The sequence below is a fragment of the Enterobacter sp. DN genome, assembly GCF_046054285.1.
Taxonomy (GTDB): Bacteria; Pseudomonadota; Gammaproteobacteria; order Enterobacterales; family Enterobacteriaceae; genus Enterobacter; species Enterobacter hormaechei_C.
This window is the reverse complement of sequence record NZ_JBJJTG010000006.1, coordinates 190,836-205,666: the sequence shown is the minus strand read 5'-3', so window position 1 is coordinate 205,666 and position 14,831 is coordinate 190,836. Positions and strand designations below refer to the sequence as shown.

Genomic DNA, 14,831 nt, shown 5'->3' with positions numbered 1-14,831 from the left:
GCTATACTTATTCTTGCAGGTTCAAACATTCAGGAAGGGAGGACACATGACAACCCAGGCTCTTCAGGACAGTATTCTTTTTCAGACCGGGTATCTGGTTAACGGTATCTGGAAAACACTCGACACCACGTTTGATGTGCTAAACCCGGCCACGGGCGAGGTGGTCGCGAAAGTGGCGAAAGCAGGGAAAGCCGAAACCGAAGAGGCCATTGCGGCCGCGACGAAGGCCTTTCCCGCATGGCGCGCAAAAACGGCAAAAGAGCGCTCCACGATCCTCTATCGCTGGTATGAACTGATTATCGAGAATAAAAGCTGGCTCGGGCGACTGATGACTACCGAGCAGGGCAAGCCGCTGAAAGAGGCTGAAGGTGAGGTGGACTACGCTGCCAGCTTCATTCAGTGGTTTGCCGAGCAGGCCAAGCGCGCCAACGGTGAAATCATTCCTCCGGTTAAACCCGGCTCCCGTATTCTGGCCACTCGTGAACCTGTCGGGGTGGTTGCTGCTATCACGCCATGGAATTTCCCGATGGCCATGCTCACCCGTAAGCTCGGCCCGGCGTTGGCAGCAGGATGTACCGGCGTCATCAAGCCTGCAAACAACACGCCGCTGAGCGCCTTTGCGCTGCTGACGCTGGCGAAGCAGGCCGGTGTGCCGGATGGTGTGCTGAATGCGGTCGCGGGGAGCACCTCAGAAATTAGTGACGCCATTATGGCCAGCCATGACGTGCGCAAAATCTCGTTTACCGGATCAACCGCCGTCGGGAAAACACTGGTTCGCAATTCCGCAGAGACCATGAAAAAGGTATCGATGGAGCTGGGTGGTAATGCGCCATATATCGTTTTCGAGGACGCGGATATTGAGGCCGCCGTCAAAGGTGCCATTGCCAATAAGTTCCGTAACGCCGGGCAGGTCTGCGTCAGCGTAAACCGTTTCTATATTCAGGAGACGGTCTATGACAAGTTTGTCAATCAACTTGCCGATGCGGTGAAGGCGCTGAAGGTGGGTAACGGTCTGGACGAGGGCGTCGTTGTCGGCCCGCTGATTGAGCCTTCGGCTGTCGAAAAAGTCCGTGAGCACGTCGAAGATGCGGTAGCGAAGGGGGCCACGGTGCTGGCTGGGGGTAAACCGCACGAACTTGGCGGCAACTTCTGGATGCCAACCGTACTCGGTGACTGCCATGAAGGCATGAAGCTGGCAGAAGAGGAGACCTTTGGTCCCATTGCCGCTTGCTTCCGCTTCACGTCGGAAGACGAAGTGGTTATGCGCGCTAACAATACGCCTTACGGGCTGGCAGCCTACTTTTATACCCAGAATCTTTCGCGCGTGTTCCGCGTCTCGCAGGTCATTGAGAGCGGCATGATCGGAATTAACGAATGTGCTGTCTCGACCGAGCTGGGTCCGTTTGGGGGCGTAAAAGAGTCCGGGCTGGGCCGTGAGGGGTCCGTGCTGGGGCTGGAGGAGTTTCTGGAAGTCAAAACCCTGCATATCGGGGGATTATAATAGACAGGGCGGCATTTGCCGCCCGCCTGTACCGGGTGGCTGGCAATGAAAATTTATACCTTTGATTTTGACGAAATTGAGAGTCAGGAAGACTTCTATCGCGAGTTTATTCGGGCGTTCGACCTGGAGCGGGGCAGCGTAAGCAATCTTGATATGCTGTGGGATGTGGTTACCGGCGATCGTCTGCCGTTACCGCTGGAAATCGAATTTACCCATCTGCCTGAAAAACTACGCAGACGCTTTGGTGCATTGATTTTATTGTTTGATGAAGCGGAGGAGGAGCTGGAAGGGCAACTGCGTTTCAACGTGCGCCAGTGATAAAAAAGCCCCTGACCGGGAGGTCAGGGGCAAGTCGTATGATGAGATACGACGAGGGTTTATTTGTACAGTTCTGCGGTAGCGTGCCAGTGGTCGCCACTGCGCGCTTCGATGATGCGATAGGATGACGCACCCTGTTCTTCCGCTTTTTTGTTCAGCATTTCGTGCATGTCCATCGGAGACGTACCGATGGCGCCAACAGAAACAGTCCCGATAGCCTGACGGGATTGTGCCTGTTCAGCATTAATGGTGTCGGCTGCAAACGCACCGAATGACAGGACTGACAGTACGCTCAGGGCAGCTACAGTGGTTTTAATTTTCATGATTATTTACCTCGTCAATTATTTTACTGGGGTCTTTGTTCTGTGACCCTCATCACAAAATCAAGTATACACTAATCACGCAAAAAATTAATACCAGACTAATGGTTTCGTCTGTTATTACGAGTTAAAAAATTCATTTTTTATAACGAGAATGCATAAAAAAGGGCAGCACAATGCGAGGTTTGTGGTTTTTTCTTGAATAAATCAAAGGGATAGGACAATTTGATTTTTAGTGCGATTTTGCGGCAGACCATTCACTGAATGAATGTTAACAGGCGGTAAAAAGCACTATTTGCAAAAGTAGCAGGCAGAGAAAAGCAGGGTAAAACGCGGTAAAAGCAGAATGATCCCCGCAGCCAGGCGCTACGGGGCAGACAATTACAGCTCCTGTTCGAACAGGACCAGAATCGCTTCGTAGAGGTCTTTCACCGAGAAACCATTTGCCGGGGTGGTAAAAATGGTGTCATCGCCGGCGATGGTCCCGAGGATCCCCTCTGCTTTACCCAGCGAGTCCAGCAGGCGGGCAATCAGCTGGGCTGCGCCCGGGCTGGTGTGGATCACGACCACGGCATCGTTATAGTCGATGTCCAGAACCAGGTTTTTCAGCGGGCTGGAGGTCGTTGGCACGCCAAGTTCAGCAGGCAGGCAATAAACCATTTCCATTTTGGCGTTGCGCGTACGCACCGCACCAAACTTGGTTAACATGCGAGAGACCTTCGACTGGTTGATGTTGTCGAAGCCTTGTTCCTGCAACGCCTGAACAATTTCTCCCTGAGAACTGAATTTCTCTTCTTTTAGTAGCGCTTTAAACGCCTTTACTAATTCTTCTTGCTTAGACGAGCTTCGCATAAGTCACCCGGAATATGACGATAGAAACAACATTATTATGCATGTGGATGAATTTTTATGCAAATTATCTACCTGGCACCAGGCTGAAATAATGTTATGAAAGGGAGAGATTTTATCAGATTTCGTTATCGGAAAACATGCCTGGGTCACGCCGCGCAAATAAGCTTAAAAGTAAATTAAATGTTATCAAAATGATGTTGTTTTGGTGGCGTGGCAGGGTGTATTGTAACCCCCTCTTAATTCGTTGTTGCCTGCATCCCGATAGTATTCAGGTGAAGGCGAAAGACGTGCGACCTCAAATTCTTTAGCGATGAAAATTGTAATTAATGACGTGCTGAATTATGGTCGCCGCAACGGAGTTACAGATACTTAAGTTAACCATAATAAGGAGTTTAGGATGAAAGTCGCAGTCCTCGGCGCTGCTGGTGGTATCGGCCAGGCGCTTGCCCTACTACTGAAAACCCAACTGCCTTCAGGCTCAGAACTCTCCCTGTACGATATTGCTCCGGTAACCCCAGGTGTGGCGGTTGACCTGAGCCACATCCCGACAGCTGTGAAAATCAAAGGCTTCTCCGGTGAAGATGCGCGTCCTGCGTTGCAGGGTGCCGACGTGGTGCTGATCTCCGCGGGTGTTGCGCGTAAACCGGGTATGGATCGTTCAGACCTGTTCAACGTCAACGCGGGCATCGTGAAAAACCTGGTTCAGCAGATTGCTGAAACCTGCCCGAAAGCGTGCATCGGGATCATCACCAACCCGGTGAACACCACCGTTGCTATCGCAGCAGAAGTGCTGAAGAAAGCGGGCGTTTACGACAAGAACAAACTGTTCGGCGTAACTACGCTGGATATCATCCGCTCCAATACCTTCGTGGCTGAGCTGAAAGGCAAGCAGCCAACGGAAGTGGAAGTGCCGGTTATCGGCGGTCACTCTGGCGTGACCATCCTGCCTCTGCTGTCGCAGATCCCGGGCGTGAGCTTCACCGAGCAGGAAGTGGCTGATCTGACCAAACGTATTCAGAACGCAGGCACCGAAGTGGTGGAAGCGAAGGCGGGTGGCGGTTCTGCAACCCTGTCTATGGGCCAGGCGGCGGCACGTTTCGGCCTGTCTCTGGTTCGCGCGTTGCAGGGCGAAAAAGGCGTTGTTGAATGCGCCTATGTTGAAGGCGACGGTGAACACGCGCGCTTCTTCTCTCAGCCGCTGCTGCTGGGTAAAAACGGTGTTGAAGAGCGTAAGTCTATCGGCACGCTGAGCGCGTTTGAGCAAAACGCGATGGAAGGCATGCTGGATACGCTGAAGAAAGACATCACGCTGGGCGAAGAGTTCGTTAACAAGTGATCCTGTCCCGGTAAAAAAACGGAGCGTTAAGCTCCGTTTTTTTTTGCCCGTCAGTTAGTGGCCGGGTATTCCTGGATGGTGACCTGAATCGTCAGCTTCTTGTCATTACGCATGACTTCAACAGGGATAATGGAGCCCGGGCGAATCTCAGCCACCTGGTCCATGGTTTCCAGCGCAGAGACCGCTGGCGTACCGTTGACGGAAAGGATAACGTCGTTCACCTGGATACCTGCGTTGGCCGCCGGGCCGCCAGGCGCCACTTCGTTGACCACAATCCCCTGGATCTGATCGATACCACCGCCCTGCGTATGCATCGGCGCGATTTCACGCCCGCCAATACCGATGTAGCCACGGATCACGCGGCCATCACGGATCAGCTTGTCCATGATCTTGGTCGCCAGTTGGAACGGAATAGCAAAGCCAATCCCTTCCGGCGTTTCGCCGTCGTTGCTCTTGTCGAATGAGAGGGTGTTAATGCCCATCAGTTCGCCGAGAGAGTTCACCAGCGCACCGCCGGAGTTACCGTGGTTGATCGAGGCATCGGTTTGCAGGAAGTTCTGTCGCCCTGACGGGTTCAGGCCGATTCGACCGGTCGCGCTGATGATCCCCTGAGTGATGGTCTGGCCCAGGTTGTACGGGTTACCGATCGCCAGCACCACATCGCCGATGTGCGGCGTGCGTTTGCGATTAATCGGGATAGTCGGCAGACCGCCCGTGGCGTTGATCTTCAGCACCGCCAGGTCGGTAAGGCTGTCCGACCCCACCAGCAGGGCTTCAAACACGCGGCCATCCTGTAAGGCGACGATAATCTGGTCGGCATCGTTAATGACGTGTTTATTGGTGATGATGTAGCCCCGGTCATCCATGATCACACCGGAACCGAGCGTGCGGATCTCCAGCTGGTTATGAGCGGAACTGTTAAGCCCGCGGTTATAGACGTTAACCACGGCGGGGGCGGCACGGCGTACCGCCTGATTGTACGTCGCAGGCGTTTCATCCGTGCTGTCGAACTGAGGAGCCGACAGTTTGTTGAACTGGCGTAAAGATGGCATAGCCACCAGCAGCAGACCGGCAACGATCAAACCAATGACAATTGAACGAAAGAGCTTTAAAAGCATGATGCGTGTGTCGTTAAAAAAGGAACGGTTTGCAGCATAACATGAGTTATCCGGACATCACACGCAGCGGCGATGTCCGGAGTCGCAAATGGTTAACGCAGTAAAATGTAGAGGGTGTCGTTGCCTCGGATAATTTGCAGGGCAATGACCGCCGGTTTACTCTCCAGCACCTTACGCATTTCGGCAATAGACTGCACGCGAGTGCGGTTCACGCCCACGATCACGTCGTCCTGATGTAAACCTGCCTGCGCGGCCGGGCTGCTCTTCTCAACGGTAGTGACGGTAATGCCTTTCGTGCCGTTTTTAAGCTGACCGTCGCTCAGCGTAGCGCCCTGTAGAGCAGGGGAGATCTGTTCTGCGCTGGCGGAAGAGGAGGTGCTCTTGTCCAGCGTCACTTCCACGGTCAGCGGTTTGCCCTCACGGATCAGGCCCAGCTTCACTTTAGCGCCCGGCTCCGTGGTGGCAATACGTGATCGTAATTCAGCGAAGCTGCTCAGCGGTTTATCGTTCAGGCTGACAATAATGTCGCCGGATTTCACGCCCGCTTTCGCAGAGCCTGAGTTGGGAAGCACTTCGCTGACAAACGCCCCGCGCTGGACGTTGAGCTTAAAGGCTTTGGCGATATCGGCGCTCATCTCCATGCCTTTGATGCCCAGCAGACCGCGCTTAACCTCGCCAAACTGAATCAGCTGTTGAGACAGGGTTTTCGCCATGTTACTCGGAATGGCAAAACCAATCCCGATGCTACCGCCGCCTGGCGCGAGGATAGCGGTGTTGATGCCGATCAGCTCACCGTTCAGATTAAGCAGCGCACCGCCGGAGTTGCCCCGGTTGATGGAGGCATCGGTCTGGATGAAGTTTTCCAGCCCTTCGAGATTCAGGCCGCTGCGCCCCAGGGCGGAGACAATTCCGGAGGTGGCGGTCTGGCCTAAACCGAACGGGTTACCGACCGCGACGGCAAAATCACCGACGCGCAGCTTATCGGAATCTGCAATGGCGATCTGGGTCAGGTTGCTGGGGTTTTGCACCTGTAGCAGGGCGATATCACTCTGATCGTCACCGCCGATCAGTTTGGCGTCAAACTCCCGACCATCGTTCAGCTGAACGCTGATTTTATCGGCCTGGCTGATCACGTGGTTATTGGTCAGGATATAGCCCTTAGCCGCGTCGATAATCACCCCTGAGCCCAGGCCTTCAAACGGCTGAGCCTGCTGATCCGGCGCGTCTTCGCCAAAATATTTCTTCAGCTCTTCAGGAATACGCTGGCTTTGGCGTGCCGTCCCTTCCACCTGAACGCTGACTACCGCAGGCAGGACTTTTTCAAGCATCGGCGCAAGGCTGGGAATGGCTTCTTGTCCAGGCACCTGCGAAGGCAGTGCCGCACTGGCGGGGAAGGACGCCGAGAGAGATAACCCGACACTTAACGCTAAGGCGCTCAACAGCTGGTTTTTTTTCTTCATTGATGCTGACTCTCGTATCCTGGAATGAAAAAGAACGGCCCCAAAAACATCTTGATGTTATTGAATTTTCAACCGCTGAACAATGAGGTGTTTGACTAAATAATAGCTGGGGACGGGAAGAAAGGACGGGCGCATAAGGTGCGCCCGTAAAATTTATTCAGGTTGTGCGATTAATCGCGTTTTACGCCACCGCGCAGCAGGCCGGACGCGCCGTCTGAATAGTCGCGTGGCATCTGAACCGGAGCCTGATCGTTACCGGCTTCAGAATCAGCCAGACGATTGCGGAAGGGGTTGGTCTCCGCGGTCATTTCCGGCAGCAGGCTGCTGGAGCTTTTTGCCATGTGCTGGTAGAGCTGGCGATAATCTGTCGCCATGTTGTCCAGCAGCTCAGCGCTACGGGCAAAGTGGCTGACCAGCTCTTCGCGATATTCTTCCAGTTCAGCTTTGTTCTTTTCCAGTTCGTATTGCAGTGACTGCTGCTGACGCAATTTGCGGTTACCGAAACGCATGGCCACAGCACCAATGATGATGCCGACGACTAAACCGATTAGCGCATATTCCCAGGTCATGAACTTCTCCCGTTGTCTTGTTGTTCCGTAGGGTGTTGGCTCGGCTCCTGCCTGTGCCTGATTATGCCACTATAACCGCTATTTCCGCAGAAGTGGAATCCTGACGTATCATCGCGTAGTGTAGAACGGCCTTTTTTTCATCAGCCACGCGCGCTGGTGAGGTTTAACTAAAGGAATAACAACAACATCATGCAAAACCTGTCCCCTTCATCGCGTTACCAACTGGCCCTGAGCGAGGGCACACACCAGCCGGATGATGTCCAGCGTGAAGCGGTTAACCGCCTGGACACGATTTATCAGGAACTTCTGGCGAAACCCGCCGATGCGGTGCAGAGCAGTGGGCTGAAGGCGGCATTCGGCCGTTTACTGGGCAAAAAAGAGCCCACGGTAAACGCACCGGTTCGTGGCTTATATATGTGGGGCGGCGTTGGGCGGGGTAAGACCTGGCTGATGGACATGTTCTACCAGAGCCTGCCCGGCACGCGTAAGCAGCGCCTGCACTTTCACCGTTTTATGCTGCGGGTCCATGAAGAGCTGACGGCGCTCCAGGGCGAAACCGACCCGCTGGACATTGTGGCCGATCGCTTTAAGGCGGAAACGGACGTGCTCTGCTTCGACGAGTTCTTTGTTTCCGATATTACGGATGCCATGCTGTTGGGGGGCCTCATGAAAGCGCTGTTTGCGCGTGGGATCACTCTGGTGGCGACCTCCAATATCCCGCCGGATGAGCTTTATCGCAATGGTCTCCAGCGGGCTCGTTTCCTGCCGGCCATTGATGCTATCAAACAGCACTGCGACATCATGAACGTCGATGCCGGCGTCGATTATCGACTGCGCACATTAACGCAGGCACACCTGTGGCTTTCGCCGTTGAACGCCGACACAGCCCGCGAGATGGATAAACTGTGGCTGGCGCTGGCGGGAGCGCCGCGGGGTAACGCGCCAGCGCTGGAGATTAATCATCGTCCGTTGCCGACGCTTGGCGTAGAAAACCAGACGCTGGCCGTCTCGTTTGCAACGCTCTGCGTGGACGCCCGCAGCCAGCATGACTACATTGCACTTTCGCGTCTGTTCCATACCGTTATGTTGTGGGATGTGCCCGTTATGACCCCACTCATGGAGAGCGAAGCGCGCCGCTTCATCGCGCTGGTAGATGAGTTTTACGAGCGCCACGTTAAGCTGGTGGTCAGCGCCGAGGTGCCTTTATATGAGGTTTATCAGGGCGAGCGCCTGAAGTTTGAGTTCCAGCGCTGCCTGTCGCGCCTGCAAGAGATGCAGAGCGAAGAGTACCTCAAGCGTGAGCATATGCCGTAATAAATGCTCCCCTCTCCCCGTGGGAGAGGGGCTGGGGGTGAGGGCACCAGACCGCACAATACCTGACCCCGAAAAACCCATTCCAAATCACATTTAAGGGTCGATCTTTGACCTCAACTTCTCTATAATCTTGCGACCCCACGTTACGAGAAGGTTTTTTTCCCGAAACTTTCTATGTGTCGGCATGTGCTATTCGAAGGGGTAGGTTTGCCGGACTTTGTCGTGTGAACCTCAACTGACTAAACGTTTGGGTGTTCACCAACGTGTAACTTATTATTTGGGTAAGCTTTTAATGAAAACTTTTACAGCTAAACCAGAAACCGTACAGCGCGACTGGTATGTTGTTGACGCGACCGGTAAAACTCTGGGCCGTCTGGCTACTGAACTGGCTCGTCGCCTGCGCGGTAAGCATAAAGCGGAATACACTCCGCACGTTGATACCGGTGATTACATCATCGTTCTGAACGCTGACAAAGTTGCTGTTACCGGCAACAAGCGTACTGACAAAATGTACTACCACCACACCGGCCACATCGGTGGTATCAAAGAAGCGACCTTTGAAGAGATGATTGCCCGCCGTCCTGAGCGTGTGATTGAAATCGCGGTTAAAGGCATGCTGCCAAAAGGCCCGCTGGGTCGTGCTATGTTCCGTAAACTGAAAGTTTACGCAGGCAACGAGCACAACCACGCGGCACAGCAACCGCAAGTTCTTGACATCTAATCGGGATTATAGGCAATGGCTGAAAATCAATACTACGGCACTGGTCGCCGCAAAAGTTCCGCAGCTCGCGTTTTCATCAAACCGGGCAGTGGTAAAATCGTAATCAACCAGCGTTCTCTGGAACAATACTTCGGTCGCGAAACTGCCCGCATGGTAGTTCGCCAGCCGCTGGAACTGGTTGATATGGTAGAAAAACTGGATCTGTACATCACCGTTAAAGGTGGTGGTATCTCCGGTCAGGCAGGTGCGATCCGTCACGGTATCACCCGCGCGCTGATGGAGTACGACGAATCCCTGCGTTCTGAACTGCGTAAAGCTGGCTTCGTTACTCGTGACGCTCGTCAGGTTGAACGTAAGAAAGTGGGTCTGCGTAAAGCACGTCGTCGTCCACAGTTCTCCAAACGTTAATCCATTCTGCTTACGCAGAACGATTGGCGAAAAACCCGCTTCGGCGGGTTTTTTTATGGATAATGCGCAGGTTATCCACAGTAACATTTCATATATCTTCTCTTTTTCCACATTTCCGGAATCCCCTCACCACAAAGCCATCAAAATCTGGTAAACTATCATCCAATTTTCTGCCCAAATATCGGTGAATACTCGATTTTTGTTCGATTCTTGAACAATGTGTCTTCTCTGGGATGGGCGATACATCATCTGGCTGGCCCCGTTGGGCTGGTAGCAGTAAAAATTCTGAATATACCTGGAGGTTTTCATGGCTGTCGCTGCCAACAAACGTTCGGTAATGACGCTGTTTTCTGGTCCTACTGACATTTATAGCCATCAGGTTCGTATCGTGCTGGCCGAGAAGGGTGTCAGTTTTGAGATCGAGCATGTGGAAAAGGATAACCCGCCTCAGGATCTGATCGATCTCAACCCGAGCCAAAGCGTACCGACGCTGGTGGATCGCGAGCTGACCCTGTGGGAATCCCGTATCATTATGGAATACCTGGATGAGCGTTTCCCGCATCCGCCGCTGATGCCTGTTTATCCTGTTGCGCGTGGTGAAAGCCGCCTGTACATGCAGCGTATCGAGAAAGACTGGTACTCGCTGATGAACGTTATCGTCAACGGTTCCTCTTCTGAAGCGGATGCTGCACGTAAACAGCTGCGTGAAGAGCTGCTGGCGATTGCGCCAGTCTTTGGTCAGAAGCCTTTCTTCCTGAGCGATGAGTTCAGCCTGGTGGATTGCTACCTGGCTCCGTTGCTGTGGCGTCTGCCAACCCTGGGCGTAGAGTTCAGCGGCCCTGGCGCGAAAGAGCTGAAAGGCTATATGACTCGCGTCTTTGAGCGCGACTCTTTCCTGGCATCTTTAACTGAACCGGAACGTGAAATGCGTCTCGGCCGAGGCTAATGACTGTGGAAATGTCACAACTTTCACCACGCCGTCCGTATCTGCTGCGCGCCTTCTATGAATGGCTGCTGGATAACCAGCTCACGCCGCACTTGGTTGTGGATGTGACGTTGCCGGGCGTGCTGGTTCCAATGGAATACGCGCGCGACGGACAGATTGTACTGAATATTGCGCCACGCGCAGTGGGTAACCTGGAGCTGGCGAACGACGAAGTGCGCTTTAATGCGCGCTTCGGCGGCGTGCCGCGTCAGGTTTCCGTGCCGCTGGCAGCTGTGCTGGCTATCTACGCCCGTGAAAACGGTGCGGGCACCATGTTTGAGCCGGAAGCGGCTTATGATGAAGAGGTTGCCAGCCTGAATGATGATGAGGCATCCGATGAACGCGAAAGCGACACGGTAATGTCTGTCATCGATGGCGATAAACCCGATCATAATGACGACACCGATCCGGATGACGAGCCACCACCACGCGGTGGTCGTCCCGCACTGCGCGTTGTGAAATAAACAAACAGGCCCGACGGGCCTGTTTTGCTTTCGGTCCCTTTTCGCCCCCTCTAATTTCCTGTGTTATGATGAACTGTTTTCCTTCAATGGCACCGGACTGCAATGAAACCGACTGATCTTAAAGCTGAAAACTCTGATGAAACCATTGGTCGCAGCCTGCGCCGTCGGCCGCTGGCGCGCAAAAAACTGTCTGATATGGTGGAAGAAGAGCTGGAGCAGATGATCCGTCGGAAGGAATTTGCCCAGGGAGAGCAGTTACCCTCCGAGCGCGAACTGATGGAGTTCTTCAACGTGGGTCGCCCCTCGGTGCGCGAAGCGCTGGCGGCGCTAAAGCGTAAAGGGCTGGTGCAGATTAACAACGGTGAACGTGCCCGCGTAACCATGCCGTCTGCCGATACCATCATCAGTGAATTGTCGGGAATGGCGAAAGACTTTCTGACCCAGCCCGGCGGTATTGCCCATTTCGAGCAGCTTCGCCTGTTCTTTGAATCCAGCCTTGTTCGTTATGCCGCAGAATACGCCACTGACGATCAGATTGCGCAGCTCACAAAAGCCCTGGAGATCAACAGCCAGTCCCTGGATGACAACACGCTATTTATTCGTTCCGATGTCGATTTTCACCGCGTGCTGGCGGAGATCCCCGGCAATCCGATCTTCAATGCGATCCACGTTGCGCTGCTTGACTGGTTAATTGCGGCGCGTCCTAAAGTGCCGGACGCAGAGCTTTATCAGCATAATGAAGTCAGCTATCGCCAGCATATCGCAATTGTGGATGCGATCCGCCGCCGCGATCCCGATGAAGCGGATCGGGCGTTGCAAACTCACCTTAACAGCGTCTCCGCCACCTGGCACGCTTTCGGCCAGCATTCAAAAGCCAAAAAATAACGATCCTTTAGTGAAGCAGATCGCAATATAAGCGTTCTGTATTCTACTGCTGCTTAATTGATCTGGTATAACAGGTATAAAGGTATGTCGTTATAATAAACACACGATCGATTGAGGTAACTATGGCAACGCAATTACGCGGCGTAATGGCCGCACTCCTGACCCCGTTTAACTCTGAGCAGATGCTGGATAAAGAAAGCCTGCGCCGTCTGGTGCGGTTCAATATTGAACAGGGTATCGATGGGCTGTACGTCGGCGGTTCAACGGGAGAGGCCTTTGTACAGAGCCTTTCGGAACGAGAGCAGGTGATGGAGATTGTGGCGGAAGAGGCGAAGGGGAAAATCACGCTCATCGCCCATGTTGGCTGCGTCAGCACGGCGGAAAGCCAGCAGTTAGCCATGGCCGCCGCCCGCGTCGGTTTTGACGCTGTGTCCGCCGTCACACCGTTTTACTATCCCTTTAGCTTTGAAGAACATTGCGATCATTACCGTGCAATTATTGACTCCGCGGAGGGGTTGCCGATGGTGGTTTATAACATCCCTGCGCTAAGCGGCGTTAAGTTAACGCTGGATCAGATCAACACGCTGGTAACGCTGCCTGGCGTCGGCGCGCTGAAGCAAACCTCCGGCGATCTCTTCCAGATGGAGCAGATCCGTCGTGAACATCCGGATCTGGTGCTCTACAACGGTTATGACGAGATCTTCGCCTCCGGCCTGCTGGCCGGCGCGGACGGGGGGATCGGCAGCACCTACAACATTATGGGCTGGCGCTACCAGGCGATCGCTAAAGCGGTTCGTGAAGGGGATAACGCCACCGCACAGCGCCTGCAAAGCGAATGCAACACGGTGATCGATCTGCTGATTAAAGCCGGGGTGTTCCGTGGTCTGAAAACGGTTCTGCACTATATGGACGTGGTATCCGTGCCGCTGTGCCGTAAGCCGTTTGCCCCTGTGGATGAAAAATTCGTGCCAGCGCTGAAAGCGCTGGCGGAGCAGCTAATGGCGGAAAAACGCTAACACATCGCCGGGGGCGCAGCCGCCATCCGGCAAAACGACAGAGAAATCGTCGGGAGAGTGAAATGAGTAAGTCTACCCAAAGCATCCCGTGGTACCGCCATCTTACCCGTCCTCAGTGGCGCGCCTTCTCCGCCGCCTGGCTGGGATATCTGCTTGATGGCTTCGATTTTGTATTGATAGCCTTAGTCCTGACAGAAATAAAAAGCGAGTTTGCCCTGACGACAGTGGAAGCGGCGAGCCTGATTTCGGCGGCCTTTATATCGCGCTGGTTCGGCGGCCTGCTGCTGGGCGCCATGGGCGACCGCTATGGCCGCAAGCTGGCGATGATCACCAGCATCGTGCTCTTTTCCTGCGGTACGCTGGCCTGCGGTTTTGCGCCGGGTTACGTCACCCTGTTTATCGCCCGCATGGTGATAGGCATGGGGATGGCGGGGGAATATGGCTCCAGCGCAACCTATGTGATTGAAAGCTGGCCAAAGCACCTGCGCAACAAGGCGAGTGGTTTTCTAATTTCCGGTTTCTCCGTCGGCGCCGTGGTTGCGGCCCAGGTCTACAGCCTTGTCGTGCCCGTCTGGGGCTGGCGGGCGCTGTTCTTTATCGGCATTCTACCCATCGTCTTTGCCCTGTGGCTGCGGAAAAATATTCCGGAAGCTGAGGACTGGAAAGCGAAGCACGAAGGCAAAGCCCCGGTGCGCACCATGGTTGATATTCTGTATCGCGGCAAATACCGCGTCATCAATATGGCGATGACGCTGTTTGCCGGTACGGCGCTGTGGTTCTGTTTTGCAGGCGAACTCAACAACGCGGGGCTGGTCGTTATTCTCGGCCTGCTGTGCGCCATCGTCTTTATCAGCTTTATGGTGCAAAGCAGCGGTAAACGCTGGCCGACGGGCGTCACGTTGATGGTTGTCGTGCTCTTCGCCTTTCTCTACTCCTGGCCGATTCAGGCGCTATTACCCACTTATCTGAAAACCGACCTGGCCTATGATCCCTCAACGGTGGCGAAGGTGCTGTTCTTTAGCGGCTTCGGCGCGGCAGTAGGCTGCTGCGTGGGCGGTTTTCTCGGTGACTGGCTTGGCACCCGCAAGGCCTATGTCTGTAGCCTGTTGGCCTCACAGCTCCTGATTGTCCCCGTCTTTGCGATCGGCGGCGCCAATGTCTGGGTGTTGGGCTTGTTACTCTTTTTCCAGCAGATGCTGGGGCAGGGGATCTCCGGGATCTTACCCAAACTCATCGGTGGCTATTTCGATACCGACCAGCGTGCGGCGGGTCTGGGCTTTACCTACAACGTTGGCGCGTTGGGCGGCGCGATTGCCCCGGTGATTGGCGCGCTGCTGTCGCAGGATATGGCGCTGGGCACGGCCCTGGGATCGCTCTCTTTTGGCCTGACGTTTGTGGTGATCTTGCTTATTGGTCTGGATATGCCCTCCCGCGTTCAGCGCTGGATCAGGCCAGAAGCCCTGCGTACGCATGACGCTATTGACGGTAAACCTTTCAGCGGAGCCGTCCCGTTTGGCGGCGATAAAAGCGCTTTAGCGAAAAGCAAAAGTTAATCCGCTTGCCC

Annotated in this window: 16 protein-coding genes; 11 read left to right on the top strand and 5 right to left on the bottom strand. The window is 54.3% G+C overall.

What is annotated here, in order from left to right; genetic code table 11:
- The first annotated feature begins 46 nt into the window (after nucleotides 1-46).
- Complete coding sequence (locus ACJTMZ_RS16030; RefSeq protein ID WP_408626944.1) at nucleotides 47-1,501, top strand: NAD-dependent succinate-semialdehyde dehydrogenase; 1,455 nt, start codon at nucleotides 47-49, stop codon at nucleotides 1,499-1,501.
- Between the two features lie 45 nt (nucleotides 1,502-1,546).
- Nucleotides 1,547-1,819 (top strand): barstar family protein, encoded by a 273-nt coding sequence (locus tag ACJTMZ_RS16025; RefSeq protein ID WP_003860424.1) that lies wholly within the window; start codon nucleotides 1,547-1,549, stop codon nucleotides 1,817-1,819.
- A 59-nt stretch (nucleotides 1,820-1,878) separates the two neighbouring features.
- On the opposite strand, the gene yhcN is transcribed toward ACJTMZ_RS16025, so the two are convergent.
- Together yhcN and argR are read right to left on the bottom strand one after the other, a co-directional pair.
- Nucleotides 1,879-2,142 (bottom strand): peroxide/acid stress response protein YhcN, encoded by a 264-nt coding sequence (gene yhcN / locus ACJTMZ_RS16020; protein ID WP_006812160.1) that lies wholly within the window; start codon nucleotides 2,140-2,142, stop codon nucleotides 1,879-1,881.
- 378 nt (nucleotides 2,143-2,520) lie between these two features.
- Nucleotides 2,521-2,991, bottom strand: a complete 471-nt coding sequence (gene argR, locus ACJTMZ_RS16015; RefSeq protein WP_003860428.1) for a transcriptional regulator ArgR — start codon at nucleotides 2,989-2,991, stop codon at nucleotides 2,521-2,523.
- Nucleotides 2,992-3,388: 397 nt separating this feature from the next.
- On the opposite strand from argR, the gene mdh reads away from it, so the two are divergent.
- Complete coding sequence (mdh, locus tag ACJTMZ_RS16010; RefSeq protein WP_003860429.1) at nucleotides 3,389-4,327, top strand: malate dehydrogenase; 939 nt, start codon at nucleotides 3,389-3,391, stop codon at nucleotides 4,325-4,327.
- Nucleotides 4,328-4,377: 50 nt separating this feature from the next.
- Here the strand turns inward: mdh and degS are convergent, their stop codons facing one another.
- The 3 genes from degS to zapG all read right to left on the bottom strand — a co-directional run bounded on the left by degS (nucleotide 4,378) and on the right by zapG (nucleotide 7,474).
- A complete protein-coding gene (degS, locus tag ACJTMZ_RS16005; RefSeq protein WP_003860430.1) occupies nucleotides 4,378-5,445 on the bottom strand; it encodes an outer membrane-stress sensor serine endopeptidase DegS in 1,068 nt (355 codons plus the stop codon).
- 92 nt (nucleotides 5,446-5,537) lie between these two features.
- Nucleotides 5,538-6,905 (bottom strand): serine endoprotease DegQ, encoded by a 1,368-nt coding sequence (gene degQ, locus ACJTMZ_RS16000; RefSeq protein WP_015572006.1) that lies wholly within the window; start codon nucleotides 6,903-6,905, stop codon nucleotides 5,538-5,540.
- Nucleotides 6,906-7,075: 170 nt separating this feature from the next.
- On the bottom strand, nucleotides 7,076-7,474 hold the full coding sequence (zapG, locus tag ACJTMZ_RS15995) for a Z-ring associated protein ZapG (protein ID WP_003860432.1): 399 nt from the start codon (nucleotides 7,472-7,474) through the stop codon (nucleotides 7,076-7,078).
- Nucleotides 7,475-7,663: 189 nt separating this feature from the next.
- Between zapG and zapE the strand changes: the two genes are divergently transcribed.
- The 8 genes from zapE (at nucleotide 7,664) to ACJTMZ_RS15955 (ending at nucleotide 14,820) form a co-directional block, all read left to right on the top strand.
- On the top strand, nucleotides 7,664-8,788 hold the full coding sequence (zapE, locus tag ACJTMZ_RS15990) for a cell division protein ZapE (RefSeq protein ID WP_015572004.1): 1,125 nt from the start codon (nucleotides 7,664-7,666) through the stop codon (nucleotides 8,786-8,788).
- Between the two features lie 292 nt (nucleotides 8,789-9,080).
- Nucleotides 9,081-9,509 (top strand): 50S ribosomal protein L13, encoded by a 429-nt coding sequence (gene rplM / locus ACJTMZ_RS15985; RefSeq protein WP_003860434.1) that lies wholly within the window; start codon nucleotides 9,081-9,083, stop codon nucleotides 9,507-9,509.
- Nucleotides 9,510-9,524: 15 nt separating this feature from the next.
- Nucleotides 9,525-9,917 (top strand): 30S ribosomal protein S9, encoded by a 393-nt coding sequence (gene rpsI, locus ACJTMZ_RS15980; RefSeq protein WP_003860436.1) that lies wholly within the window; start codon nucleotides 9,525-9,527, stop codon nucleotides 9,915-9,917.
- Between the two features lie 307 nt (nucleotides 9,918-10,224).
- On the top strand, nucleotides 10,225-10,863 hold the full coding sequence (gene sspA / locus ACJTMZ_RS15975; protein ID WP_003860438.1) for a stringent starvation protein SspA: 639 nt from the start codon (nucleotides 10,225-10,227) through the stop codon (nucleotides 10,861-10,863).
- Nucleotides 10,864-10,868: 5 nt separating this feature from the next.
- Nucleotides 10,869-11,366 carry a ClpXP protease specificity-enhancing factor gene (sspB, locus tag ACJTMZ_RS15970; RefSeq protein ID WP_026080566.1) on the top strand — a complete coding sequence of 166 codons (498 nt, stop codon included), beginning with the start codon at nucleotides 10,869-10,871 and terminating at the stop codon, nucleotides 11,364-11,366.
- A gap of 102 nt (nucleotides 11,367-11,468) precedes the next feature.
- Nucleotides 11,469-12,251, top strand: coding sequence for a transcriptional regulator NanR (gene nanR, locus ACJTMZ_RS15965; protein WP_017382717.1), 783 nt, complete (start codon nucleotides 11,469-11,471; stop codon nucleotides 12,249-12,251).
- A gap of 122 nt (nucleotides 12,252-12,373) precedes the next feature.
- Nucleotides 12,374-13,267 (top strand): N-acetylneuraminate lyase, encoded by an 894-nt coding sequence (gene nanA / locus ACJTMZ_RS15960; protein WP_017693901.1) that lies wholly within the window; start codon nucleotides 12,374-12,376, stop codon nucleotides 13,265-13,267.
- A gap of 62 nt (nucleotides 13,268-13,329) precedes the next feature.
- Entirely contained in the window at nucleotides 13,330-14,820 is a 1,491-nt protein-coding gene (locus ACJTMZ_RS15955) for an MFS transporter (protein WP_015572000.1), read from the top strand.
- Nucleotides 14,821-14,831: the final 11 nt, after the last annotated feature.

Coding starts and splice junctions, on each gene's coding strand:
- ACJTMZ_RS16030 (WP_408626944.1), top strand. CDS start 47: ATGACAACCCAGGCTCTTCAGGACAGTATTCTTTTTCAGACCGGGTAT.
- rplM (WP_003860434.1), top strand. CDS start 9,081: ATGAAAACTTTTACAGCTAAACCAGAAACCGTACAGCGCGACTGGTAT.
- zapG (WP_003860432.1), bottom strand. CDS start 7,474: ATGACCTGGGAATATGCGCTAATCGGTTTAGTCGTCGGCATCATCATT.
- mdh (WP_003860429.1), top strand. CDS start 3,389: ATGAAAGTCGCAGTCCTCGGCGCTGCTGGTGGTATCGGCCAGGCGCTT.
- zapE (WP_015572004.1), top strand. CDS start 7,664: ATGCAAAACCTGTCCCCTTCATCGCGTTACCAACTGGCCCTGAGCGAG.
- nanA (WP_017693901.1), top strand. CDS start 12,374: ATGGCAACGCAATTACGCGGCGTAATGGCCGCACTCCTGACCCCGTTT.
- degQ (WP_015572006.1), bottom strand. CDS start 6,905: ATGAAGAAAAAAAACCAGCTGTTGAGCGCCTTAGCGTTAAGTGTCGGG.
- ACJTMZ_RS16025 (WP_003860424.1), top strand. CDS start 1,547: ATGAAAATTTATACCTTTGATTTTGACGAAATTGAGAGTCAGGAAGAC.
- sspA (WP_003860438.1), top strand. CDS start 10,225: ATGGCTGTCGCTGCCAACAAACGTTCGGTAATGACGCTGTTTTCTGGT.
- nanR (WP_017382717.1), top strand. CDS start 11,469: ATGAAACCGACTGATCTTAAAGCTGAAAACTCTGATGAAACCATTGGT.
- degS (WP_003860430.1), bottom strand. CDS start 5,445: ATGCTTTTAAAGCTCTTTCGTTCAATTGTCATTGGTTTGATCGTTGCC.
- ACJTMZ_RS15955 (WP_015572000.1), top strand. CDS start 13,330: ATGAGTAAGTCTACCCAAAGCATCCCGTGGTACCGCCATCTTACCCGT.
- yhcN (WP_006812160.1), bottom strand. CDS start 2,142: ATGAAAATTAAAACCACTGTAGCTGCCCTGAGCGTACTGTCAGTCCTG.
- rpsI (WP_003860436.1), top strand. CDS start 9,525: ATGGCTGAAAATCAATACTACGGCACTGGTCGCCGCAAAAGTTCCGCA.
- argR (WP_003860428.1), bottom strand. CDS start 2,991: ATGCGAAGCTCGTCTAAGCAAGAAGAATTAGTAAAGGCGTTTAAAGCG.